Annotated in this window: 25 protein-coding genes and 1 tRNA gene; 20 read left to right on the top strand and 6 right to left on the bottom strand. The window is 62.6% G+C overall.

The features are described from left to right. Window positions 1–170 precede the first annotated feature (170 nt). From AC25MA_RS20310 to AC25MA_RS20290, 5 genes are all read right to left on the bottom strand, one after another. The gene (locus AC25MA_RS20310; protein WP_028689575.1) at window positions 171–650 is read right to left on the bottom strand and encodes a GNAT family N-acetyltransferase; all 480 of its coding nucleotides are present in this window, start codon (window positions 648–650) and stop codon (window positions 171–173) included. Window positions 651–778: 128 nt separating this feature from the next. Continuing rightward, window positions 779–1333: a type IV toxin-antitoxin system AbiEi family antitoxin gene (gene abiEi / locus AC25MA_RS20305; RefSeq protein WP_486972334.1), complete on the bottom strand. Its 555-nt coding sequence runs from the start codon at window positions 1331–1333 to the stop codon at window positions 779–781. Between the two features lie 502 nt (window positions 1334–1835). Then, complete coding sequence (locus AC25MA_RS20300; protein ID WP_486972333.1) at window positions 1836–2897, bottom strand: hypothetical protein; 1062 nt, start codon at window positions 2895–2897, stop codon at window positions 1836–1838. A gap of 312 nt (window positions 2898–3209) precedes the next feature. Continuing rightward, complete coding sequence (locus AC25MA_RS20295; RefSeq protein WP_028689578.1) at window positions 3210–3968, bottom strand: hypothetical protein; 759 nt, start codon at window positions 3966–3968, stop codon at window positions 3210–3212. A 191-nt stretch (window positions 3969–4159) separates the two neighbouring features. Beyond that, window positions 4160–4244, bottom strand: a tRNA-Leu gene (locus AC25MA_RS20290). Window positions 4245–4353: 109 nt separating this feature from the next. Here AC25MA_RS20290 and queA point away from each other — a divergent pair. The 6 genes from queA (at window position 4354) to AC25MA_RS20260 (ending at window position 10425) form a co-directional block, all read left to right on the top strand. Beyond that, window positions 4354–5403 (top strand): tRNA preQ1(34) S-adenosylmethionine ribosyltransferase-isomerase QueA, encoded by a 1050-nt coding sequence (gene queA / locus AC25MA_RS20285; protein WP_028689579.1) that lies wholly within the window; start codon window positions 4354–4356, stop codon window positions 5401–5403. A gap of 14 nt (window positions 5404–5417) precedes the next feature. Next, window positions 5418–6533, top strand: coding sequence for a tRNA guanosine(34) transglycosylase Tgt (tgt, locus tag AC25MA_RS20280; RefSeq protein WP_023629281.1), 1116 nt, complete (start codon window positions 5418–5420; stop codon window positions 6531–6533). 43 nt (window positions 6534–6576) lie between these two features. Further along, window positions 6577–6912 (top strand): preprotein translocase subunit YajC, encoded by a 336-nt coding sequence (gene yajC / locus AC25MA_RS20275; RefSeq protein ID WP_050704350.1) that lies wholly within the window; start codon window positions 6577–6579, stop codon window positions 6910–6912. Window positions 6913–6975: 63 nt separating this feature from the next. After that, window positions 6976–8838, top strand: coding sequence for a protein translocase subunit SecD (gene secD / locus AC25MA_RS20270; RefSeq protein ID WP_028689582.1), 1863 nt, complete (start codon window positions 6976–6978; stop codon window positions 8836–8838). Window positions 8839–8848: 10 nt separating this feature from the next. After that, on the top strand, window positions 8849–9757 hold the full coding sequence (gene secF / locus AC25MA_RS20265) for a protein translocase subunit SecF (protein ID WP_028689583.1): 909 nt from the start codon (window positions 8849–8851) through the stop codon (window positions 9755–9757). 119 nt (window positions 9758–9876) lie between these two features. Beyond that, window positions 9877–10425, top strand: a complete 549-nt coding sequence (locus AC25MA_RS20260; protein WP_028689584.1) for a glycine zipper 2TM domain-containing protein — start codon at window positions 9877–9879, stop codon at window positions 10423–10425. Window positions 10426–10515: 90 nt separating this feature from the next. Here the strand turns inward: AC25MA_RS20260 and suhB are convergent, their stop codons facing one another. After that, window positions 10516–11334, bottom strand: a complete 819-nt coding sequence (gene suhB, locus AC25MA_RS20255; protein WP_028689585.1) for a type III secretion system regulator SuhB — start codon at window positions 11332–11334, stop codon at window positions 10516–10518. Between the two features lie 151 nt (window positions 11335–11485). Between suhB and trmJ the strand changes: the two genes are divergently transcribed. The 14 genes from trmJ to AC25MA_RS20185 all read left to right on the top strand — a co-directional run bounded on the left by trmJ (window position 11486) and on the right by AC25MA_RS20185 (window position 22195). Beyond that, the gene (gene trmJ / locus AC25MA_RS20250; RefSeq protein ID WP_062364557.1) at window positions 11486–12241 is read left to right on the top strand and encodes a tRNA (cytosine(32)/uridine(32)-2'-O)-methyltransferase TrmJ; all 756 of its coding nucleotides are present in this window, start codon (window positions 11486–11488) and stop codon (window positions 12239–12241) included. Window positions 12242–12244: 3 nt separating this feature from the next. Further along, window positions 12245–13033: a serine O-acetyltransferase gene (gene cysE, locus AC25MA_RS20245; protein ID WP_028689587.1), complete on the top strand. Its 789-nt coding sequence runs from the start codon at window positions 12245–12247 to the stop codon at window positions 13031–13033. Window positions 13034–13201: 168 nt separating this feature from the next. Beyond that, on the top strand, window positions 13202–13693 hold the full coding sequence (gene iscR / locus AC25MA_RS20240; protein WP_028689588.1) for a Fe-S cluster assembly transcriptional regulator IscR: 492 nt from the start codon (window positions 13202–13204) through the stop codon (window positions 13691–13693). A 44-nt stretch (window positions 13694–13737) separates the two neighbouring features. Further along, window positions 13738–14952, top strand: coding sequence for an IscS subfamily cysteine desulfurase (locus AC25MA_RS20235; RefSeq protein ID WP_046854251.1), 1215 nt, complete (start codon window positions 13738–13740; stop codon window positions 14950–14952). 46 nt (window positions 14953–14998) lie between these two features. Beyond that, on the top strand, window positions 14999–15385 hold the full coding sequence (gene iscU, locus AC25MA_RS20230; protein WP_011532337.1) for a Fe-S cluster assembly scaffold IscU: 387 nt from the start codon (window positions 14999–15001) through the stop codon (window positions 15383–15385). 28 nt (window positions 15386–15413) lie between these two features. Beyond that, the gene (iscA, locus tag AC25MA_RS20225) at window positions 15414–15737 is read left to right on the top strand and encodes an iron-sulfur cluster assembly protein IscA (protein ID WP_023630636.1); all 324 of its coding nucleotides are present in this window, start codon (window positions 15414–15416) and stop codon (window positions 15735–15737) included. Between the two features lie 8 nt (window positions 15738–15745). Next, window positions 15746–16267 (top strand): co-chaperone HscB, encoded by a 522-nt coding sequence (gene hscB / locus AC25MA_RS20220; protein ID WP_062575680.1) that lies wholly within the window; start codon window positions 15746–15748, stop codon window positions 16265–16267. Window positions 16268–16310: 43 nt separating this feature from the next. Further along, window positions 16311–18173, top strand: a complete 1863-nt coding sequence (hscA, locus tag AC25MA_RS20215) for a Fe-S protein assembly chaperone HscA (protein WP_028689591.1) — start codon at window positions 16311–16313, stop codon at window positions 18171–18173. Window positions 18174–18176: 3 nt separating this feature from the next. After that, on the top strand, window positions 18177–18518 hold the full coding sequence (fdx, locus tag AC25MA_RS20210; RefSeq protein ID WP_028689592.1) for an ISC system 2Fe-2S type ferredoxin: 342 nt from the start codon (window positions 18177–18179) through the stop codon (window positions 18516–18518). A gap of 10 nt (window positions 18519–18528) precedes the next feature. Next, window positions 18529–18729, top strand: a complete 201-nt coding sequence (gene iscX, locus AC25MA_RS20205) for a Fe-S cluster assembly protein IscX (RefSeq protein ID WP_028689593.1) — start codon at window positions 18529–18531, stop codon at window positions 18727–18729. A gap of 89 nt (window positions 18730–18818) precedes the next feature. After that, entirely contained in the window at window positions 18819–19244 is a 426-nt protein-coding gene (ndk, locus tag AC25MA_RS20200; RefSeq protein WP_023630072.1) for a nucleoside-diphosphate kinase, read from the top strand. 28 nt (window positions 19245–19272) lie between these two features. Continuing rightward, window positions 19273–20415 carry a dual-specificity RNA methyltransferase RlmN gene (gene rlmN, locus AC25MA_RS20195; RefSeq protein ID WP_062364551.1) on the top strand — a complete coding sequence of 381 codons (1143 nt, stop codon included), beginning with the start codon at window positions 19273–19275 and terminating at the stop codon, window positions 20413–20415. A 14-nt stretch (window positions 20416–20429) separates the two neighbouring features. Beyond that, complete coding sequence (gene pilW, locus AC25MA_RS20190) at window positions 20430–21191, top strand: type IV pilus biogenesis/stability protein PilW (RefSeq protein WP_028689595.1); 762 nt, start codon at window positions 20430–20432, stop codon at window positions 21189–21191. Next, entirely contained in the window at window positions 21188–22195 is a 1008-nt protein-coding gene (locus AC25MA_RS20185; RefSeq protein WP_186594425.1) for a RodZ domain-containing protein, read from the top strand. The genes pilW and AC25MA_RS20185 overlap by 4 nt, the downstream gene beginning before the upstream one ends. Window positions 22196–22198: the final 3 nt, after the last annotated feature.

The raw sequence follows: 22198 nt of genomic DNA, 5'->3' as shown, positions 1-22198 counted from the left end.
TGGGGATTTTGGGCAGGTCACGCAAGGGTTTCTTTTTGGTTGGCATACATGCACCTCTTACTCATGTTATGCCCGAACACAAAATTTCTGACACCCTCGACTTGCCCCGCGAAGGGCTGCAACGCAGCCCCAATCCAGGCCACACCGCACACACGTAAATCACCTCAACCTCAGCTCAACTCCTGCTTCATCTGCACCAGCGCTACCCGGGACCCATCCGGCGCCCGCCGCTCCTGGATCCCGAACGGCACAAAACCCAGCTGTGGATAAAGCAGCAGCCCTGCGGTGTTGTGATTGAAACACGACACCCAGACCTCCCGCGCCGCAAAGGCTTGGAGAGCCAAGTCGATCATGCACTGCACCAGATAACGTGCCACGCCCTGACCCCGCGCAGTTGGGGCTACAACCACATTACCCAGTGCGCAGACGCCTTCATACTCGGCCTTGTAGAAATTGGCGAAGCCAACGATCACCCCGTCGATTTCGACCACCGTCGAGCCGCTGCGCTGGGCGATGGCTTCGCTCAGTTGCGCGGGAGTGAGCGGGTAGGTGGCTTTGGGGAACATATAGAACAGTTCGTCCGGGCCTTGAGGGAAGTCGCAGAGCGTGGCGATGTCGGCAGGGCGAACGGGTCGATGGCTAAGTGGCATGGATGATGTTCCGCAGTTTTGAGAAAATGCCAACCCTGTGCAACTGATAGCGGGATGTCAATTCTGGGCAGGCTGCTTACAGTGAAGCGACCTCAGGTGTGTTGCCCAGGGCGTGCAGGACAAGTCGATCAAACAAGTTCATTGGCCGTTTTCCAGTCGATCAGCTCCAGATTGCGTCTGGTCCGCTTCATGTCGGCCAAGGCCAGCGAGGCTTTGGCGCGCCATAGGCGGCAGCGGTCGTCGTAGTCGAGTTGGCCGTTGAGTTCGAGAGCGGTACGGGTGGTATGGACGAACTCGACCGTGCCGAAAGCTGCGCAGCTTATGGTCTGGCTTCGTCCTGACGACATGATAGTCAGCCAGTTCTGTGGTACCTGAGAGATCACTCCGATATCGCTGAGGGCGCACTCGAGGCTGATGTAGTTGAGGTTGTCAGCTCGCAAGCGGGCCGCGGTGTGATAGAGCACGAGCCCAGGGTTGGGTTTGGCCGGAGTGAAGAGGTAAAGCCCCCTGCACGCCCTGATCAGGATGCTGTCGCTGGACGCCCTGCACAGCAGCGAGCGATAGGCGCCGTCGGACAAGCCGGGCACCAGGGCACGCATATCCGCTGGCGTGAACAGATCGCGCTGGGGCGTGGCGAGGTGGTGCAGGCTTCGATAGAGGTACTGAAGCGGCTGCGCAGGCATGGATCGATCAACAGAAAGTCACGGTTTGTGGAACTTAGTGTAGAGCGGCAGCTCTGGCTACACAGTAAGTTGTACTTTGTGTGATTTTCTGTGCAGGAAGGGGGCTAGCGGCGAAGGTTTTCTGGGCTGTTGTAAGGGGCACTCAGAAATTCTCACTTGGTTGCAGCCCTGTTCCCCTCGCTCACCCGTGTAGTCAGCTTAGAAAAAGGCGCTGGCGGCTATTGCGTACCTGGTCGAGTTTTGAGTTGCTACGCGGCAGTGAACAAATCAGCCATGGAACAGGCTTCTGCGATCATTATCTGAGCTGCCGTGTAGGCAGCTCAGATAATTCTCTCCAAGGCTGCTTGAAATTGTTCCGGGTTCACTGCCGTATAGGCAGCTTAAAAATCCATCGGCGGATGAGCCGGGCATAGCCAGTGGTTCTCTGCCGTACAGGCTGTGGGTCACTGAGTCGCTACGGTGAGCAAGGCTTCATGCCTCTTGGCGCCCTGGCATACAAGACCTACTGCGTTGGCGCGAGGTTGATGACACTGTAGGTAAACTCGTAGTCCTTGCGCACGCTGCCGTTTTCGTCGTCCTTCACCTTGACCCGATCATCATCGTGTACGACCAATACTCGGTGCTGATCGAGTACTTCGACACCTTCCGGCTTGTTGGCGAACTTTATCGGTGCTCCATCCTTGCCTCTGACGGGTTGTGGCTGTCCTGCAGCGCCTTTTTCCAGAGGTAGCATCCACAGGTAACCACCGAGGACATCGCCTTTTTCGAAGCTGGTGACGGCATAGAAACGGTCATTGTTGTAACGGTCGAACTCGATGCCTGACAGTCCAAGCTCCGCAAGCGAGCCGTCGGGCAGTCCCAGTTCACGCGCGAGTTTGTCGGGTGTGAGGTCCAGGATGACCTTGAACGCATCGCCCAGCATCAGTTCTCCATCGAGCGGCTTCAACGAAACCGAGAGCAGCAGGAATGAGAAAGTGGCCGTCTTGCTGTCCTGACCGTACTTGCGCAGGCCGATCAACAAGGTGTCGTCGGGGGCGGTTGTCAGTGCTTCGACCTGGAAATAAGACGTGGCGGGCGACTGGGCGCCTCCTTCCTGCTGTTTGTGCAAGTCGATCGCCTTGAAGATCTTTTCCCGCAGTTCGCGCGAGCTGGTGATACCGCCTCGCGTTGAGGGTGACAGGACCTTGGCCTGGTCCGGCGCGATTACAGGCCAGTACACCAAGGTATTGAGCACATCGAGCCCGGGATTATCGAGGGTGCCTTCCTTGTTGAATGCAGTACTGGCGATGACGAATTTGCCGTCCAGGGTGGTGGTCAGGGCTTCGTATTTGTCAGCCTGGCTCAAGACCTGGTTTTCCAAGTAGGTCGGAGGGCCGATGGCCAGGTCGTCCTTGAGCTGCATCGTGAACACTGCGGAGCCAGCGGGGGTGGGCATGCGCTTGTCATTCACGAGGATCAACCCGGCACCGCTGCGCACAACTCCGGACACCTCGCAATTGACCTTCTGTACAGGGCTGAAGCAGGGGGCGATAAAGTGTTGCACCGACTCGGCGGTGGCGGCCATGACGCTGGTCGTGGACAGGCAGCACAGCACGCCTGCTAACAGGATGGATACGTTCCGTGTACACATGCGCTTGATACCCTGGCAGTTGGGCGCCTGATTGCGTCCTTCACGGTCAACATACCCATGGTCTCGAGCCGGGGTAACTGGCATTTTTGCCAGGTGCGAGGCAATGGCGAGAGCTGAGGGAAGGGCAGCTGCCAATTGCAGGCGCAAAAAAACCGACCATAAGGTCGGTTCTTTGCGAGTCCTGATGTCCGAGAGAGCCTACCTACAGGTATATCGCATCACTCGTACGGCTATCAGCCGCCTGATTCACTTCAGCGAAACTTCATTGAACTTGAGTGCCTGCTCTTCATTCATGCGAGTACGGAAGATGAGCTTGATGGATGGCGAGCGCTCGATCTTGCGATCAGCTTCCTGGAAAACCAACGTGACACGGGTGGGCACAGTACGAATCAGCTGGAACTCACCCCATGGATTGTTGCGTTGCTGGCCTACGCGCATTTCGCCGACACGCAACGGGGCGCCTGCTTCGTCGAACAGGCGGGAAGCGTTATCGAAGCGGAAATCACGGTCCATGCCCTGGTTGGTCAGCTCGAAGGTGCAGTTGGGGAAGCGGCCAATGTTCTCGCAACCGATCAGTTCGAACCTGACGTCATCCACCACCTCAAGGCGCTTGCCAAGCAGGTTGTTGCCTTCGTTTTCGACCACGGTCGATTGCACCTTGGCGAACTCGAAGGAAGGCTTCGCATACTCCGTACCCAGAATGAAGAAAATGAACGAGACCGCGGCGATCAGGAAGGTCAGCAGCGTGCCGTGCAGTACTTTGGGCAGGTTGCGCATCTGCCAGCAGATCGACAGGCTGCCAAGTAGCGTGAAGGTACTCACCAGCAGCACGATATTGCGCCAGTTGATGAAGCCAAAGCCAAACACGCTGGGATCAGGCACCAGGTAAGTGATGACAGCCCACATGCCGCCGAGCAGTACACCTATCCCTGTCATTACCTTGGCCACGAGAGATGTGATTCGGCTGCTACGTGTGGAAGGCAAGGTCTGTTCTGCCTGGATCATGCGAACTCCGTTTCGAGGCTGGGATAAAGCGCTAGGCTGATTGCAAACTGACATTATCGGCATCTGAAACGGTTTTGGTAAAGCGCATGACCGAGGGAGGGGATGAAAAGACGAGGGATCGAGCACATCGACGGATGCACTGATTTGCAGGCACAAAAAAACCGACCATAAGGTCGGTTTTTTCTGGATCTTGGTGCCCCGAGGGAGACTCGAACTCCCACTCCTTTCGAAAACGGATTTTGAATCCGCCGCGTCTACCAATTCCGCCATCAGGGCTTGTGGCGCCGCAGTATAGAGAGGTCGCCCAAGGTGGTCAATCGGCTTTCATGGTCAATTTTCACGCATTGGGCTAAACTTCCCGGCCCTGTCGAACCCGAACATCATCATGCGCGTCGCCGATTTTTCTTTCGAACTCCCCGATTCCTTGATCGCCCGCCATCCACTGGCCGAGCGTCATGGCAGCCGCCTGCTGGTGCTCGATGGCCCCAGCGGCGAACTGGCCCACAAGCAGTTCACCGACCTGCTCGACTACCTGCGCCCCGGCGACCTGATGGTGTTCAACAACACCCGGGTGATTCCGGCGCGGCTGTTCGGCCAGAAAGCCTCCGGCGGCAAGCTGGAAGTGCTGGTCGAGCGCGTGCTCGACAGCCATCGCGTGCTGGCCCACGTGCGCGCCAGCAAGGCGCCGAAAGAAGGCACGCAGATCCTCATCGACGGCGGTGGCGAGGCCGAGATGGTCGCGCGCCACGACACGCTGTTCGAACTGCGCTTCAGCGAAGAGGTGCTGCCGCTGCTCGAGCGCGTTGGTCACATGCCGCTGCCGCCGTACATCGACCGTCCCGACGAGGGCGCCGACCGCGAGCGCTACCAGACCGTCTACGCCGAGCGCGCCGGCGCCGTGGCCGCGCCCACCGCCGGCCTGCATTTCGACGAAGAGTTGCTGGCGAAGATCGCCGCCAAGGGCGTCGAGCGCGCCTTCGTCACCCTGCATGTGGGCGCCGGCACCTTCCAGCCGGTGCGGGTCGACAAGATCGAAGACCACACCATGCATAAAGAGTGGCTCGAAGTGAGCCAGGACGTGGTCGACGCCGTGGCCGCGTGCCGCGCCCGTGGCGGCCGGGTGATCGCCGTGGGCACCACCAGCGTGCGTTCGCTGGAGAGCGCGGCGCGCGATGGCGAGCTCAAGGCCTTCAGTGGCGACACGGACATCTTCATCTTCCCGGGCCGACCGTTCCATGTGGTCGATTGCCTGGTCACCAACTTCCACCTGCCGGAGTCCACGCTGCTGATGCTGGTCTCGGCCTTCGCCGGTTACCCCGAGACCATGGCCGCCTACGCGGCGGCGGTCGAGAACGGGTACCGTTTCTTCAGTTACGGTGATGCCATGTTCATCACCCGCAATCCGGCGCCACGCGGCCCAGAGGATCAAGCATGAGTCGCACCTGTCGAATGTCGTTCGAACTGCTGGCTACCGACGGCAAGGCCCGTCGTGGCCGGCTGACCTTCCCCCGTGGCACCGTCGAGACCCCGGCCTTCATGCCGGTGGGCACCTACGGCACGGTCAAGGGCATGCTGCCGCGTGACATCGAGGCCATCGGCGCCGAGATCATCCTCGGCAATACCTTCCACCTGTGGCTGCGCCCGGGCACCGAGGTCATCAAGAAACACAACGGCCTGCACGATTTCATGCAATGGAAAGGCCCTATCCTCACTGATTCCGGTGGTTTCCAGGTGTTCAGCCTGGGCGCCATGCGCAAGATCAAGGAGGAAGGCGTGACCTTCGCGTCGCCAGTGGACGGTTCCAAGGTGTTCATGGGCCCCGAGGAGTCCATGCAGGTCCAGCGCGACCTGGGTTCGGACATCGTGATGATCTTCGACGAGTGCACGCCGTACCCGGCCGAGCACGACGTGGCGCGCACCTCCATGGAGCTGTCGCTGCGCTGGGCCCAGCGCTCGAAGAACGCCCACGGCGACAACACCGCGGCACTGTTCGGCATCGTCCAGGGTGGCATGTACCAGGACCTGCGCATGCGCTCGCTGGAAGCACTGGTCAACATCGACTTCGACGGCCTGGCCATCGGCGGCCTGTCGGTGGGCGAGCCCAAGCACGAGATGATCAAGGTGCTGGACTACCTGCCCGCGCAGATGCCGGCTGACAAACCTCGTTACCTTATGGGGGTAGGCAAGCCGGAAGATCTTGTAGAGGGTGTGCGCCGCGGCGTCGACATGTTCGACTGCGTGATGCCCACGCGCAATGCGCGCAACGGCCATCTGTTCGTCGATACCGGGGTGATCAAGATCCGCAACGCGTTCCATCGCCACGATGAATCGCCGCTGGATCCGACCTGCGATTGCTATACCTGCACCAACTTCTCCCGCGCCTATCTGCACCACTTGGACAAGTGCGGCGAAATGTTGAGCAGCATGCTGAATACCATCCACAACTTGCGCCATTACCAGCGCTTGATGGCCGGTTTACGCGAGGCTATTCAACAGGGTAAATTGGCCGCCTTTGTCGACGCCTTCTACGCCAAGCGCGGGCTGCCTGTGCCGCCCTTGGACTGACTGTTCGCATCCATTATTAGAAAATATTCATTAGGAGTGCCCAATGAGCTTCTTGATTCCCGCCGCCTACGCGGACGCTGCAGCCCCAGCCGCCGGCCCAGCCGGTACCGGCTTCGAGTGGATCTTCCTGGTTGGTTTCCTGGTCATCTTCTACCTGATGATCTGGCGCCCGCAGGCCAAACGTGCCAAAGAACAGAAAAACCTGCTGAGCAACCTGCAAAAAGGTGACGAAGTAGTCACCACCGGTGGCATCGCCGGCAAGATCGTCAAGGTTGCCGACGACTTCGTGGTCCTGGAAGTGTCCGACAACGTCGAGCTGAAGTTCCAGAAGGGTGCCGTGGCGGCGACCCTGCCGAAAGGTACGCTCAAGGCTATCTGAGTTACCGGTTTTCTTTTCCAGTCGGGGCGCGCAAAGCGCCCCGCGTCTTGAACGGGCGGCGTGATGCTGAACAAATACCCTCTGTGGAAATACCTGCTGATCGTGGTGGTACTGGCGATCGGCTTCATTTATTCCGCACCCAACCTCTATCCGGATGATCCGGCGGTGCAGATCAGCGGCGCCAGCTCCGCCCTGCATGTCAGCCAGGCCGATCTCGATCGCGTGACCAAGGCCCTGACCGATGCCGGCATCACCGTCAAAGGCGGCAGCCTGGGCGAGAAGGGCAGTGCCCTGGTGCGCCTGACCAATCAGGAAGACCAGCTGCCGGCCAAGGATGTGGCGCGCAAGGCCCTCGGCGACGACTACGTCGTGGCCCTGAACCTGGCCCAGACCACCCCGCAGTGGCTGCGCAACCTGGGTGCCAGCCCGATGAAGCTGGGCCTGGACCTGTCCGGTGGTGTGCACTTCCTGCTGGAAGTGGACATGGACAAGGCCATGACCGCTCGCATGAAAGTCTACGAAGGCGAGGTCAAGACCTTGCTGCGCAAAGAGCGCGTCCGCTACCGCAGCCTGCCCCAGCAGGACGGCGGCATCATGCTGGGCTTCGCCGACGATGCTACCCGCGAACAGGCCCGCAGCCTGATCCGCAAGAATTTCAATGATTTCGACCTGACCACCACCGAGCGCAACGAGCTCGCCGTGCTGCGTCTGGCGCTGACCCAGGCGAAAGTCGCCGAGATCCGCGAATACTCGATCAAGCAGAACCTGACCACCGTGCGCAACCGGGTCAACGAGCTGGGCGTGGCCGAGCCGCTGGTCCAGCGCCAGGGCGCCAACCGCATCGTGGTCGAGCTGCCGGGCGTGCAGGACACCGCCGAAGCCAAGCGTATCCTCGGCAAGACCGCCAACCTGGAGTTCCGCTTCGGTGCCGAGCCGGGTGCGTCCAAGGCCACCACCGAGGTGTTCGAGTTCCGCGAAGGCGGCCGCTCCGCCCCTGTAGAGCGCGGCCTGATCATCACCGGTGACCAGGTCACCGACGCCCAGGCCAGCTTCGACGAGCACGGTCGCCCGCAGGTGAACATTCGCCTAGACGGCCACGGCGGCGAGCTGATGAGCCGCGCCACCCGCAGCAACGTCGGGCGCAGCATGGCGGTGATCTTCATCGAGCAGAAGCCGGTCACCCGCTACCAGAAGCAGGTGGTCGACGGCGTCGAGAAAGAAGTCGCGGTGCAGACCTTCCAGGAAGAGAAGAAGATCATCAGCCTGGCGACCATCCAGTCGCCGCTGGGCAGCCAGTTCCGCATCACCGGCCTGAACGGCCAGGGCGAATCGTCCGAACTGGCCCTGCTGCTGCGTGCCGGTGGCCTGGCCGCGCCGATGTACTTCGCCGAAGAGCGCACCATTGGTCCGAGCCTGGGCGCCGACAACATCACCAAGGGTATCGATGCGTCCCTGTGGGGCATGCTGTTCGTCTCGCTGTTCATCATCGCCATCTACCGCGCCTTCGGCGTGCTGGCGACCATTGCCCTCGCAGGCAACATGGTCCTGCTGCTGGCGCTGATGTCGCTGCTGGGTGCCACCCTGACCCTGCCGGGCATCGCCGGTATCGTGCTGACCATGGGCATGGCGGTGGACGCCAACGTGCTGATCTTCTCGCGTATCCGCGAAGAGATCGCCGCCGGCATGTCGGTGCAGCGCGCCATCCACGAAGGTTTCAACCGCGCCTACTCGGCGATCGTCGACGCCAACCTGACCACCCTGCTGGTCGGTGGCATCCTGTTCGCCATGGGTACCGGCCCGGTCAAGGGCTTCGCGGTCACCATGTCCCTCGGGATTTTCACCTCGATGTTCACCGCCGTCATGGTGACCCGCGCACTGGTCAACCTGACCTGTGGCGGGCGTGACATCAAGAAGCTGTGGGTTTGAGGGAGCTGCGATGAAAACCATCAACTTCATGGGCGTGCGCAATGTCGCGTTCGCCATTACCGTGCTCCTCACCGTGCTGGCGCTGTTCAGCTGGTGGCACAAGGGCCTGAACTTCGGCCTGGACTTCACCGGCGGTACGCTGATCGAGCTCACCTACGAGCGTCCGGCGGACCTGGAAAAGGTCCGTACCGAACTGGTCGGTTCCGGCTTCCACGATGCCGTGGTGCAGAGCTTCGGCGCCACCACCGACCTGCTGGTGCGCATGCCGGGCGATGACCCGCAGTTGGGCAACCGCGTGGCCGAGGCGCTGCAGAAGATCGGCGGCGACAACCCGGCCACGGTCAAGCGCGTCGAGTTCGTCGGCCCGCAGGTGGGCGAGGAACTGCGTGACCAGGGTGGCCTCGGCATGCTCCTGGCCCTGGGCGGGATCCTCATCTACCTGGCGTTCCGCTTTCAGTGGAAGTTCGCCGTGGGCGCGATCATCTCGCTGGTCCACGACGTGGTGGTCACCCTGGGTATCCTGTCGTTCTTCCAGATCACCTTCGACCTGACGGTGCTGGCGGCGGTGCTGGCGATCATCGGCTACTCGCTCAACGACACCATCGTCGTGTTCGACCGGGTGCGCGAGAACTTCCGCGTGCTGCGCAAGGCCTCGCTGATCGAGAACATCAACATCTCGACCACCCAGACCCTGCTGCGGACCGTCGCCACCTCGGTGTCGACCTTGCTGGCCATCGCCGCGCTGCTGTTCTTCGGCGGCGACAACCTGTTCGGCTTCTCCCTGGCGCTGTTCATCGGTGTCATGGCGGGTACCTACTCGTCGATCTACATCGCCAACGTGGTGCTGATCTGGCTGAACCTGAGCAGCGAAGACCTGATCCCGCCGGTCAAGACCGAGGGTGTGGACGACCGTCCGTAAGGCTTGTTCCGCGCCATTCGGCGCAAAGAGAGGCGCGAGTGTTGAACTCGCGCCTTTTTTTTTGCTCCAAGGCAGGGAGAAGGCGGGCCGGAGTCCGCGGGTACGATCAGGAGGTTCACGTGAACAAGTCAATGCTGGTGGGTGCGGTTCTGGGTGCTGTCGGTGTGACTGCCGGAGGTGCTGTGGCGACCTACAGCTTGGTGAACAAGGGGCCTGAGTACGCCCAGGTCACCGACGTGCAGCCGATCAAGCAGCAAGTGAAAACGCCGCGTGAGGTCTGCAAGGATGTCACCGTGACGCGCCAGGCGCCGGTCAAGGACCAGCACCAGATTGCCGGTACGGTGGTCGGCGCCATCGCCGGTGGCCTGCTGGGCAACCAGATCGGTGGCGGTACCGGCAAGAAGATTGCCACCGTGGCCGGTGCGGTCGGTGGCGGCTATGCCGGCAACAAGGTGCAGGAAGGCATGCAGGAGCGTGATACCTACACCACCACGCAAACCCGTTGCAACACGGTCAACGACATCAGCGAGAAGGTGGTTGGCTACAACGTGACCTATTCCATCGGCGACCAGGTGGGCAAGGTGAAGATGGACCACGAGCCGGGCTCGACCATCCCGCTGGACAAGAATGGCAAGCTGGTCTTGAGCCAGAACCAGCCAGGTCAGTAAACCTTTCGCAGGCCGCTCCCACAGAAGGCGTCGATCGCAGATACAAAAAAAGCACCCCGAGGGGTGCTTTTTTGTGCTCGCAATCAGCGCTTAGCGCTTCATGTGCTCTGGCAGGTGCGGCTGGATGGCGGTCAGCACGGCCTTGAAGCACTTGATGTTGCCCGCGACGATGTGGCCCTTCTCGAGGAAGTCGTGGCCACCGTTGAAGTCGCTCACCAGGCCACCGGCTTCCTGGATCAGCAGCACGCCCGCGGCCATGTCCCACTCGGACAGGCCCGACTCCCAGAAGGCGTCGAAGCGGCCGGCGGCGACGTAGGCCAGGTCCAGGCTGGCGGAGCCGGCGCGGCGAATGCCGGCGGTCTGGCCGGTCAGGGCGCGGAACATGCCCAGGTAGTTGTCCAGGTCGGCCATCTGGTTGTCACGGAACGGGAAGCCGGTGCCCAGCAGTGCTCCTTCCAGGCTGGTGCGCGAGCTGACGCGCAGGCGGCGGCCATTGAGCTGGGCGCCACGGCCACGGCTGGCGGTGAATTCTTCCTGGCGAACCGGGTCGACGATCACGGCGTGCTCGAGGCGGCCTCGGTATTTGCAGGCGATGCTGACGGCGAAGTGCGGAACGCCACGCAGGAAGTTGGTGGTGCCGTCCAGCGGATCGATGATCCACAGGTAATCCTTGCCTTCTTCGCCGGTGCCGGCGTGCAGGCCAGTCTCTTCGCCCTGGATCGAGTGGTTCGGGTAGGCCTTGCGCAGGGCCTCGACGATGACCTTCTCGGCGGCGCGGTCAACCTCGGACACGTAGTCCTTGGCCTGCTTTTCGTCGACTTTGATGCTATCCAGGCGTTCGATGGAGCGGAAAATCAGTTCACTGGCGCTGCGAGCGGCGCGCAGGGCGATATTCAGCATAGGCTGCATGGGAAGGTCACCTGGAGATGTTAAAGAGGAAAGCCGATCATTCTAGCAGAAATCTTTCACGACAGAAGTGTCACATTTGCTTTCATGGCGTTACGCTGGTCGGTTCTGTAAGATCGAACCCTCCTGTTTCCGCATCCGAGAGCACGACACCTTGCTGCAAAATATTCGTGTTGTTCTGGTCAATACCAGCCACCCCGGCAACATCGGCGGCGCTGCGCGAGCCATGAAAAACATGGGCTTGTCGCGTCTGGTGCTGGTGCAGCCAAAAGAGTTTCCGGCCGCGGACGCCAGTGCCCGCGCCTCGGGCGCCGACGACGTGCTGGACAACGCCCAGGTGGTCGACAGCCTCGAGCAGGCACTGGTCGGCTGCAGCCTGGTCATGGGTACCAGCGCCCGTGAGCGCAGCATCCCCTGGCCGCTGATCGACCCGCGCGAGTGCGGGGCCAAGGCCGTGGCCCAGGCCATGGGCGGCGAAGAGATCGCCCTGGTGTTCGGGCGCGAGCACGCCGGCCTGACCAACGAAGAACTGCAGCGATGTCACTTCCACGTGCACATTCCCTCGAACCCCGACTTCAGCTCGCTGAATCTGGCCGCCGCCGTCCAGGTGCTCTCCTATGAGGTGCGCATGGCCTGGCTGGCAGGGCAGGGCAGTGCGGCGAAGGTCGAGAAGGTCGACGCCAGCGAGCTGGCGACCATGGACGAAATGGAGCTGTTCTACGACCACCTGGAAAAGACTCTGGTGGACATCGGCTTCCTCGATCCCGAGAAACCCAAGCACCTGATGGCGCGCCTGCGCCGGCTGTATGGGCGAAGCTCGGTGGAGCGTCCGGAAATGAGCATTTTGCGCGGCATCCTTACCGAGACCCAGAAGGTCGCACGGGGCGAGCCGCATAAACGGAAGGACTGACAGATGTTCGAACGTCTGCGTGAAGATATCCAGAGCGTTTTCCATCGTGACCCGGCGGCGCGCAACGCCTTCGAGGTCCTGACCTGCTACCCGGGGATGCACGCCATCTGGCTGCATCGGCTGGGCAATGCCTTGTGGCGACGCGACTTCAAGTGGCTGGCGCGGCTGGTGTCGAACTTCGGTCGCTGGATGACCGGCATCGAGATTCACCCAGGTGCGACCATTGGCCGGCGCTTCTTCATCGACCACGGCATGGGCATCGTCATCGGCGAGACCGCCGAGATCGGCGACGACGTGACCCTGTACCAGGGTGTCACCCTCGGCGGCACCAGCTGGAACAAGGGCAAGCGTCACCCGACCCTGGAAAACGGCGTGGTGGTCGGTGCCGGGGCCAAGGTGCTGGGCCCGTTCACCGTCGGCGCCGGGGCCAAGATCGGCTCCAACGCCGTGGTCACCAAGGCAGTGCCGGCGGGCGCCACGGCGGTGGGCATTCCGGGGCGGATCATCGTCAAGACCGAGGATGACGCCGTCGAGGCCAAGCGCAAGGCCATGGCCGAGAAGATCGGCTTCGATGCCTACGGTGTCAGCGGCGACATGCCGGACCCGGTGGCCCGCGCCATCGGCCAGATGCTCGACCACCTGCAGGCCGTAGACGAGCGCCTGGAGGGCATGTGCGGCGCGCTGACCCGGATGGGCAGTGACTACTGTGCCAAGGAGCTGCCGGCGCTGCCCGACGACGACTTCGCCGCGGCCTGCGCCGAACTCAAGCAGGGCGACACTCAGTCGCATTGATTGCGCCGGACCGACACAAGGGGCGTGTGCTTGCGCCCCTTGTCTGCTACACTCGCGCCCGCCTCCCGCATGCATACCCGACTAAAGCACTAGGTCTAATAGTTGACTTAAATGCTCGGGAATCGCATACTCGCACACATCCTGTAACTCCCGTGGTACCCATACGCCATGCGACTGACTACCAAAGGCCGATACGCCGTGACCGCCATGCTCGACCTGGCGTTGCACGCGCAGCAGGGGCCGGTGTCTTTGGCCGACATTTCCGAGCGCCAGGGCATTTCCCTCTCTTATCTGGAACAGCTGTTCGCCAAGCTGCGCCGCAGCAGCCTGGTATCCAGCGTTCGCGGTCCGGGCGGCGGCTACCAGCTGTCGCGGGGCATGGAAACCATCCAGGTGGCCCAGGTCATCGACGCGGTCAACGAATCGGTCGATGCCACCCGTTGCCAGGGGCTGGGGGACTGCCACGCCGGTGATACCTGCCTGACTCACCACCTGTGGTGCGACCTGAGCCAGCAGATCCATGAATTCCTCAGTGGCATCAGCCTGGCCGACCTCGTCATGCGCCGCGAGGTGCAGGAAGTCGCCCAGCGCCAGGACCTGCGCCGTGTCGCAGGCCGAGTTGCCCAGTTGGACAAGATTGAGACGTCCGCCGTCGACTGAAACCACAGCGACGAGCGACGCCACCGCCTGATAGGAGATACTCAATGAAGTTGCCGATCTACCTCGATTACTCCGCGACCACGCCGGTCGATCCCCGTGTCGCCCAGAAGATGGCCGAGTGCCTGCTGGTTGACGGGAACTTCGGCAACCCGGCCTCGCGCTCCCACGTGTTCGGCTGGAAGGCCGAGGAAGCAGTCGAGAACGGCCGCCGCCAGGTCGCCGAACTGATCAACGCCGACCCGCGCGAGATCGTCTGGACCAGCGGTGCCACCGAGTCCGACAACCTCGCCCTGAAAGGCGTGGCGCACTTCTATCAGACCAAGGGCAAGCACATCATCACCTCCAAGATCGAGCACAAGGCGGTCCTGGACACCGCTCGCCAGCTCGAGCGTGAAGGTTTCGAAGTCACCTACCTCGAGCCTGGCGAAGACGGCATTGTCACCCCAGCCATGGTCGAGGCCGTGCTGCGCGACGACACCATCCTGGTCTCGCTGATGCACGTGAACAACGAAGTCGGCTCGATCAACGACATCGCCGCCATCGGTGAACTGACCCGCTCGCGCGGCGTCTTGTTCCACGTCGATGCCGCCCAATCGGCCGGCCGTGTCGAGATCGACCTGCAGAAGCTCAAGGTCGACCTGATGTCGTTCTCCGCGCACAAGGTGTATGGCCCGAAAGGCATCGGCGCGCTGTACGTCAGCCGCAAGCCGCGTGTGCGCCTGGAAGCCATCATCCACGGCGGTGGCCATGAGCGCGGCATGCGTTCGGGCACCCTGCCGACCCACCAGATCGTCGGCATGGGCGAAGCCTTCGCCATCGCCAAGCAGGAAATGGCCGCTGAAAACGTGCGCATCAAGGCCCTGAGCGACCGCTTCTTCAAGCAGGTCTCGGACCTCGAAGAGCTGTACGTCAACGGCAGCCAGACCCAGCGCGTGCCGCACAACCTGAACCTGAGCTTCAACTACGTCGAGGGCGAGTCGCTGCTGATGTCGCTGAAGGACATCGCCGTTTCGTCCGGTTCGGCCTGCACCTCCGCTTCGCTCGAGCCGTCCTACGTCCTGCGCGCCCTGGGCCGCAATGACGAACTGGCGCACAGCTCGATCCGCTTCTCCTTCGGTCGCTTCACCACCGAGGAAGAAGTCGACTACGCCGCGCAGAAGGTTTGCGAAGCCGTGAACAAGCTGCGTGAATTGTCGCCGCTGTGGGACATGTACAAAGACGGCGTCGACATCTCCAAGATCGAGTGGGCCGCCCACTAAGCAGTCGCCGGCAAGAGCGGCTCCCTGATGAGGAAGGAATTGCACCATGGCATACAGTGAAAAGGTCATCGACCACTACGAAAACCCGCGCAACGTCGGCAAGATGAACGCCGACGATCCGGATGTCGGCACCGGCATGGTTGGCGCCCCGGCCTGCGGCGACGTGATGCGCCTGCAGATCAAGGTCAACGAGCAGGGTGTCATCGAAGACGCCAAGTTCAAGACTTACGGTTGCGGTTCGGCCATCGCCTCCAGCTCCCTCGCCACCGAGTGGATGAAGGGCAAGACCCTGGACGAGGCCGAAACCATCAAGAACACCCAGCTGGCTGAAGAGCTGGCACTGCCGCCGGTCAAGATCCACTGCTCCGTGCTCGCCGAAGATGCCATCAAGGCAGCTGTTCGCGATTACAAGCAGAAGAAAGGCTTGATCTAAGTCGACTGTCGCGAGGTAAGGAGTTCCGATGGCTATCAGCATGACAGAAGCCGCCGCCAACCACATTCGCCGCTCCCTCGACGGGCGCGGCAAGGGTGAGGGCATTCGCCTGGGCGTGCGCACCACCGGCTGCTCGGGCCTGGCCTACGTGCTGGAGTTCGTCGACGAGCTCGCCGCCGAAGACCAGGTGTTCGAGAACCATGGCGTGAAGGTCATCATCGACCCGAAAAGCCTGGTCTATCTCGACGGCACCGAGCTGGACTTCGTCAAGGAAGGGTTGAACGAAGGCTTCAAGTTCAACAACCCCAACGTGCGCGGTGAGTGTGGCTGCGGCGAAAGCTTCAACGTTTGAGGCTGGCCGTGGGTACTCCTTGTCATTTCGCCCTGTTTGACCTGCAGCCTGGTTTTCGTCTGGACCTCGACAAATTGGCCGTTCGCTACCGCGAGCTGGCCCGCGAGGTCCATCCGGACCGTTTCGCCGACGCTTCCGAGCGCGAGCAGCGCGTAGCGCTGGAAAAGTCGGCGGCCCTCAACGACGCCTACCAGACCTTGCGCAGCGCGCCGCGCCGGGCCCGCTACCTGCTGGCCATCGGCGGCCATGAGGTGCCTCAGGAAGTCACGGTGCACGACCCGGACTTCCTGCTGCAGCAGATGCAGTGGCGCGAAGAACTCGAAGACCTGCAGGACGAAGCCGATCTCGACGGTGTCGCCGTGTTCAAGAAGCGCCTCAAGGTCGCCCAGGACACGCTGAACGAGGATTTCGCCGCCTGCTGGGATATTGCTGCAGAGCGTGAGCAGGCCGAGCGCCTGATGCGCCGCATGCAGTTCCTCGACAAGCTCGCCCAAGAAGTGCGCCAACTCGAAGAGCGCCTCGACGATTAACCCCGGCGTTGCCCGTGATGACGCCTAAGGTACTCAGATAAGCATGGCCCTACTGCAGATCGCCGAACCCGGTCAGAGCCCCCAGCCGCACCAGCGCCGCCTGGCGGTGGGCATCGACCTGGGCACCACCAATTCTCTCGTCGCCGCCGTGCGCAGCGGGCGCAGCGAACCGCTGCCCGATGCCCAGGGCAGTGTCATCCTGCCATCCGCCGTGCGTTATCTCGACAACGCTGTCGAAGTCGGCCTGGCCGCGCGCGAGGCTGCCCCCAGCGACCCGCTCAACAGCATCCTGTCGGTCAAGCGTCTGATGGGGCGTGGCCTGGCGGACGTCAAGCAGCTGGGCGAGCAACTGCCGTACCGTTTTGTCGGCGGTGAATCGCACATGCCGTTCATCGACACCGTCCAGGGTCCGAAAAGCCCGGTGGAAGTGTCGGCCGATATTCTCAAGGTGCTGCGCCAGCGTGCCGAGGAAACCCTCGGTGGCGAGCTGGTCGGCGCGGTGATCACCGTCCCGGCCTATTTCGACGATGCCCAGCGCCAGGCGACCAAGGACGCCGCCAAGCTGGCCGGCCTCAATGTCCTGCGCTTGCTCAACGAGCCGACCGCGGCTGCCGTGGCCTATGGCCTGGACCAGGATGCCGAAGGCGTCGTGGCGATTTTCGACCTGGGCGGCGGTACCTTCGATATCTCCATCCTGCGCCTGACCGCCGGTGTCTTCGAAGTGCTGGCTACCGGTGGCGACACTGCCCTGGGTGGCGATGACTTCGACCATGCGATTGCCGGCTGGATCATCGGGCAGGCTGGCTTGTCCGCCGATCTCGATCCGGCCACCCAGCGCCTGCTGCTGCAGACCGCTTGCGCGGCCAAGGAAGCCTTGACCGACAGTGAAGCGGTCAGCGTCCACCATGGCGCCTGGCAGGGCGAGCTGACCCGTGCCGCCTTCGAAGCCATGATCGAACCGATGATCGCCCGCAGTCTCAAGGCCTGCCGCCGCGCCGTGCGCGACAGCGGCATCGAGCTGGAAGAGGTCGGCGCGGTGGTCATGGTCGGCGGTTCGACCCGTGTGCCGCGCGTGCGCGAGGCGGTCGGCGCGCTGTTCGGTCGTACCCCGCTGACCTCGATCGACCCGGACCAGGTTGTGGCCATCGGTGCCGCCATCCAGGCCGATACCCTCGCCGGCAACCGCCGCGAAGGCGGCGAGCTGCTGCTGCTCGACGTCATCCCGCTGTCCCTGGGGCTTGAGACCATGGGCGGGCTGATGGAGAAGGTGATCCCGCGCAACACCACCATTCCGGTGGCCCGCGCCCAGGAATTCACCACGTACAAAGATGGCCAGTCGGCCATGATGATCCACGTCCTGCAGGGCGAGCGCGAGCTGATCAGCGACTGCCGTTCCCTGGCGCGCTTCGAGCTGCGCGGCATCCCGGCCATGGTCGCGGGCGCGGCGAAGATCCGCGTGACCTTCCAGGTCGACGCCGACGGCCTGCTCAGCGTCGCGGCCCGCGAACTGGGTTCGGGCGTGGAATCGAGCATCCAGGTCAAGCCGTCCTACGGCCTGACCGACGGCGAGATCGCCCGCATGCTCAAGGACTCCTTCGAGCATGCAGGCTCCGACAAGCACGCACGCCAGCTGCGCGAGCACCAGGTCGACGCCGAGCGCCTGCTCGAGGCGGTGCAGGGCGCCCTGGACGCCGATGGCGAGCGCCTGCTCAGCAGTGACGAGCGCGACGCGATCGAATTCCAGATGCAGGAACTACGTGATTTGCTGACCGGCACCGATGGCGCCGCCATCGAGCAACAGACCAAGCGTCTGTCGCAGGTGACCGATGCATTTGCCGCCCGTCGCCTTGATTCGACGGTCAAAGCCGCACTGGCCGGGCGCAACCTGAATGAGATCGAGGAGTAACCGATGCCGCTGGTGACATTCCTGCCGCACGAGAAGTTCTGCCCCGAGGGCTTGACCGTGGAAGTGCCGACCGGGACCAATATCCTGGAGCTGGCCCACGACCATCACATCGAGATGGAAAGCGCCTGCGGCGGCGTCAAGGCCTGCACCACTTGCCACTGCATCATCCGCAAGGGCTTCGACTCGCTTGAAGAAGCCGACGAGCTCGAAGAGGACATGCTGGACAAGGCCTGGGGCCTGGAGGCGCAGTCGCGCCTGGGTTGCCAGGTGGTTGTCGGCGATGAGGACCTCACCATCGAGATTCCCAAGTATTCGCTCAACCACGCCGCCGAAGCGCCGCACTGAGGGCCTGTACATGAGTCTGAAATGGGTTGATGTACTTGAGATCGCCATCCAGCTTGCGGAAAGCAAGCCCGAGGTCGATCCTCATTACGTGAATTTCGTCGATCTGCGCGCCTGGGTCATGGCGCTGCCGGACTTCGATGACGATCCGTCGCGTTGCGGCGAGAAGGTTCTCGAGGCCATCCAGGCGGCCTGGATCGAAGAAGCCGACTGAGCGCACGCTGCAGGTTAGGCAATCCCCTGGAACCCGCGTATAATTCGCGGGTTTAATTTTTCGCAACACTCAATATTCTGGAGTTTTCCATGGCTGTTCAACGTACTTTCTCCATCATCAAGCCTGACGCCGTTGCCAAGAACGTCATCGGCGAGATCACCACTCGCTTCGAGAAAGCCGGCCTGCGCGTCGTCGCCTCGAAAATGAAGCAGCTGTCCAAAGCCGAAGCCGAAGGCTTCTACGCCGAGCACAAAGAGCGTGGCTTCTTTGGTGACCTGGTTGCCTTCATGACTTCCGGCCCCGTCGTTGTACAGGTTCTGGAAGGCGAAAACGCCATTCTGGCCAACCGTGAGCTGATGGGTGCCACCAACCCTAAAGAAGCGGCCGCCGGCACCATCCGCGCCGACTTCGCCGAGTCGATCGACGCCAACGCCGTTCACGGTTCGGACTCCGAAGCCGCCGCTGCTCGCGAAATCGCTTACTTCTTCGCTGCTACCGAGGTAACCACTCGCTAAGCGAAGGCTTACGGGTGAGGGTGAATCCATGACGACATCGACTGACAAGATCAACCTGCTGGGGCTGACCCTGGCGGAAATGGAACAGTTCTTCGACTCAATCGGGGAGAAGCGCTTCCGTGCCGGTCAGGTGATGAAATGGATTCACCATTTTGGCGTCGATGATTTCGCCGCCATGACCAATGTCGGCAAGGTCTTGCGCGAAAAGCTCGAGGCCGTTGCCGAGATTCGGGGCCCGGAAGTGGTCAGTGAAGACATTTCCGCCGACGGCACCCGCAAGTGGGTGGTCCGCGTTGCCTCTGGCAGCTGCGTCGAGACCGTCTACATCCCTACCGACGATCGCGGCACCCTGTGCGTGTCGTCGCAAGCCGGCTGCGCCCTGGACTGCAGCTTCTGCTCCACCGGCAAGCAAGGCTTCAACAGCAACCTCACCGCCGCCGAAGTGATCGGCCAGGTGTGGCTTGCCAACAAATCCTTCGGGACCGTTCCGGCCAAGATCGATCGCGCCATCACCAACGTGGTCATGATGGGCATGGGCGAACCCTTGCTGAATTTCGACAATGTCATCGCCGCCATGAAGATCATGATGGAAGATCTGGGCTATGGCATTTCCAAGCGTCGCGTCACCCTGTCCACCTCGGGCGTGGTGCCGATGATCGACGAACTGGCCAAGCACATCGACGTGTCGCTGGCCCTGTCGCTGCACGCGCCGAACGACGAACTGCGCAACCAGCTGGTGCCGATCAACAAGAAGTACCCGCTGAAGATGCTGCTGGAGTCGTGCATGGGCTACATGTCCACCCTCGGCGGCAAGCGCGTGCTCACCATCGAGTACACCCTGCTCAAGGACGTCAACGACCAGCCCGAGCACGCCGCGCAGATGATCGAGCTGCTGCGTGATGTGCCGTGCAAGATCAACCTGATCCCGTTCAACCCGTTCCCGCACTCGGGCTACGAGCGACCGAGCAACAATGCCATCCGTCGCTTCCAGGACCTGCTGCACCACGGCGGCTTCAACGTGACCACGCGCACCACCCGCGGTGACGACATCGATGCCGCCTGCGGTCAGCTGGTGGGTCAGGTCAACGACCGTACCCGCCGCAGCGAGCGCTACATCGCCGTACGCCAGCTGGCTGCCGACGAGCCGCAAGACAGCGCCGCGCGCCCCTGACGAGCACCTGCCCCATGAGCCTGCGCGCCGCGCTGTCGATCCTGACGCTTTCGCTGCTGGCCGGCTGCGTGTCCGGCGGCGCGGGTGACCCTCTGGCCAGCCGCCAGGGGCGTGAGGCGGCGGGGCAAGCCTACGTGCAGTTGGGGCTGGGGTATTTGCAACAAGGTTTAACTGAGCGCGCCAAGGCGCCGCTGGGCAAGGCCTTGGCCCTGGACGCTCGTGACGGCGAGGCCCATGCGGCACTGGCCCTGGTGTTCCAGGCCGAGGATGAGCCGGTACTTGCCGGCGAGCACTTTGCCAAGGCCTTGGCCATCCGCCCGGATGACACACGAATCCGCAACAACTACGGCAGTTTCCTATATGCTCAGGGCCGTTTCGACGAGGCCCGGGCGATGTTCCTCCAGGCTGTCGCCGATACCCTGTATCCTGAGCGTTCCCGCGTGTACGAGAACCTGGGGCTCACCGCCTTGAAGCTGGGGCAGGGTGAGCAGGCGCGTGTCTACCTGGAAAAAGCCCTTCGGCTCAATCGGCGGCAACCGAGGGCATTGCTCGAAATGGCTGAGTTGTCCTACGAAAACAGGCATTATGTGCCGGCCCGGGATTACTACGATCGATTCAGCCAGCTGAGCGACCAGGATGCCCGCAGCCTGCTGCTGGGCCATCGCCTGGCAATCGCCCTCGACGAACAGGGCACCGCGACCCGTTTGGGCCAGCAATTACAACGACTTTATCCCGGTACGCCGGAATATCAGCAATACCTGTCGGAGCAACGATGAAAGCCGCGCACACTGAAGTAGCAGCAGCGACTCGCCAGAACCCCGGTGATGTCTTGCGCCAGGCCCGCGAAAAGCGCGAATGGAGCCAGGCCGAGGTCGCTCGCAAGCTCAACCTCACGGTATCTTCGCTGAACAACCTGGAAAACGGCGCCTTCGACAAGCTGCCCGGGCACACCTTCGCCCGTGGCTATATCCGCGCCTACGCCAAGCTGATGGACATGGACCAGGCGCCCCTGGTCGAGGCCTTCGACCAGATCACCGGCACCCACGCCCAGGGCAGCGAAGTGCACGCCCTCGGTCGCATCGAAGAGCCGGTGCGGCTGTCGCACAATATCCTGCGGGTGGTCAGCCTGTTGCTGCTGGTCGCGGTGGTCGGCGGTGGCTTCTTCTGGTGGCAGGACCAGAGCAGCCTGCGCGGCAAGGACCTGGCCAAGATCGCCCTGGAGCATGTCGAAGTCGAGAGCGCCGACGGCACCACGCAGATTCATCCGCTGGACGAGCCGGAAGACCAGGCCGTGAGCGAGGGCCAGCAGCCCGAGGGCCAGGCTCTGCCACTGGAACCTAACGTTACCGAGCAGGCGCCGGTCGTCGAGGCCCAGGCGCCAGTTGCGGCCGTGACACCCGCCGCGCCAGCCACCGGCGCCGCGCCGACCGCCGTCGCTCCCGTGGCACCGGTTGCCGCGCCTGTTGCGGCAGCGCCAGCCGCTCCTGTCGCGCCGACCGCAGCAGCTGCGCCCGTTGATGCCGCACCGGCCCCGGCCGGCAGTGCCAAGGTCCATATCCAATTCACCGCCGATTGCTGGACCCAGGTCACCGACGGCAACGGCAAGGTGCTGTTCAGCGCCATCAAGCGCAAGGGCGACAGCCTGGAACTGACCGGCAAGCCACCGTTCGCGGTGCGCCTGGGCTTCGCCCGCGGCGCCCAGGTGAGCTACAACGGCCAGGCGGTCGATGTCGCCCCGTTCACCAGTGGCGAAACCGCTCGCCTGAAGTTGGGACAGTAAGTC

The sequence above is a fragment of the Pseudomonas sp. P65(2024) genome (genome assembly GCF_057480955.1).
This window is presented reverse-complemented; position numbering and strand designations above follow the sequence as displayed.

What these genes read in the sequence shown, in the direction of transcription:
- cysE (WP_028689587.1), top strand. Translation starts at nt 12,245, where the DNA reads ATGTTCGAACGTCTGCGTGAAGATATCCAGAGCGTTTTCCATCGTGAC.
- AC25MA_RS20295 (WP_028689578.1), bottom strand. Translation starts at nt 3,968, where the DNA reads ATGATCCAGGCAGAACAGACCTTGCCTTCCACACGTAGCAGCCGAATC.
- rlmN (WP_062364551.1), top strand. Translation starts at nt 19,273, where the DNA reads ATGACGACATCGACTGACAAGATCAACCTGCTGGGGCTGACCCTGGCG.
- suhB (WP_028689585.1), bottom strand. Translation starts at nt 11,334, where the DNA reads ATGCAGCCTATGCTGAATATCGCCCTGCGCGCCGCTCGCAGCGCCAGT.
- tgt (WP_023629281.1), top strand. Translation starts at nt 5,418, where the DNA reads ATGTCGTTCGAACTGCTGGCTACCGACGGCAAGGCCCGTCGTGGCCGG.
- AC25MA_RS20185 (WP_186594425.1), top strand. Translation starts at nt 21,188, where the DNA reads ATGAAAGCCGCGCACACTGAAGTAGCAGCAGCGACTCGCCAGAACCCC.
- yajC (WP_050704350.1), top strand. Translation starts at nt 6,577, where the DNA reads ATGAGCTTCTTGATTCCCGCCGCCTACGCGGACGCTGCAGCCCCAGCC.
- AC25MA_RS20310 (WP_028689575.1), bottom strand. Translation starts at nt 650, where the DNA reads ATGCCACTTAGCCATCGACCCGTTCGCCCTGCCGACATCGCCACGCTC.
- abiEi (WP_486972334.1), bottom strand. Translation starts at nt 1,333, where the DNA reads ATGCCTGCGCAGCCGCTTCAGTACCTCTATCGAAGCCTGCACCACCTC.
- fdx (WP_028689592.1), top strand. Translation starts at nt 18,177, where the DNA reads ATGCCGCTGGTGACATTCCTGCCGCACGAGAAGTTCTGCCCCGAGGGC.
- pilW (WP_028689595.1), top strand. Translation starts at nt 20,430, where the DNA reads ATGAGCCTGCGCGCCGCGCTGTCGATCCTGACGCTTTCGCTGCTGGCC.
- iscU (WP_011532337.1), top strand. Translation starts at nt 14,999, where the DNA reads ATGGCATACAGTGAAAAGGTCATCGACCACTACGAAAACCCGCGCAAC.
- ndk (WP_023630072.1), top strand. Translation starts at nt 18,819, where the DNA reads ATGGCTGTTCAACGTACTTTCTCCATCATCAAGCCTGACGCCGTTGCC.
- iscA (WP_023630636.1), top strand. Translation starts at nt 15,414, where the DNA reads ATGGCTATCAGCATGACAGAAGCCGCCGCCAACCACATTCGCCGCTCC.
- secD (WP_028689582.1), top strand. Translation starts at nt 6,976, where the DNA reads ATGCTGAACAAATACCCTCTGTGGAAATACCTGCTGATCGTGGTGGTA.
- hscA (WP_028689591.1), top strand. Translation starts at nt 16,311, where the DNA reads ATGGCCCTACTGCAGATCGCCGAACCCGGTCAGAGCCCCCAGCCGCAC.
- iscX (WP_028689593.1), top strand. Translation starts at nt 18,529, where the DNA reads ATGAGTCTGAAATGGGTTGATGTACTTGAGATCGCCATCCAGCTTGCG.
- AC25MA_RS20235 (WP_046854251.1), top strand. Translation starts at nt 13,738, where the DNA reads ATGAAGTTGCCGATCTACCTCGATTACTCCGCGACCACGCCGGTCGAT.
- AC25MA_RS20300 (WP_486972333.1), bottom strand. Translation starts at nt 2,897, where the DNA reads ATGGCCGCCACCGCCGAGTCGGTGCAACACTTTATCGCCCCCTGCTTC.
- secF (WP_028689583.1), top strand. Translation starts at nt 8,849, where the DNA reads ATGAAAACCATCAACTTCATGGGCGTGCGCAATGTCGCGTTCGCCATT.
- iscR (WP_028689588.1), top strand. Translation starts at nt 13,202, where the DNA reads ATGCGACTGACTACCAAAGGCCGATACGCCGTGACCGCCATGCTCGAC.
- queA (WP_028689579.1), top strand. Translation starts at nt 4,354, where the DNA reads ATGCGCGTCGCCGATTTTTCTTTCGAACTCCCCGATTCCTTGATCGCC.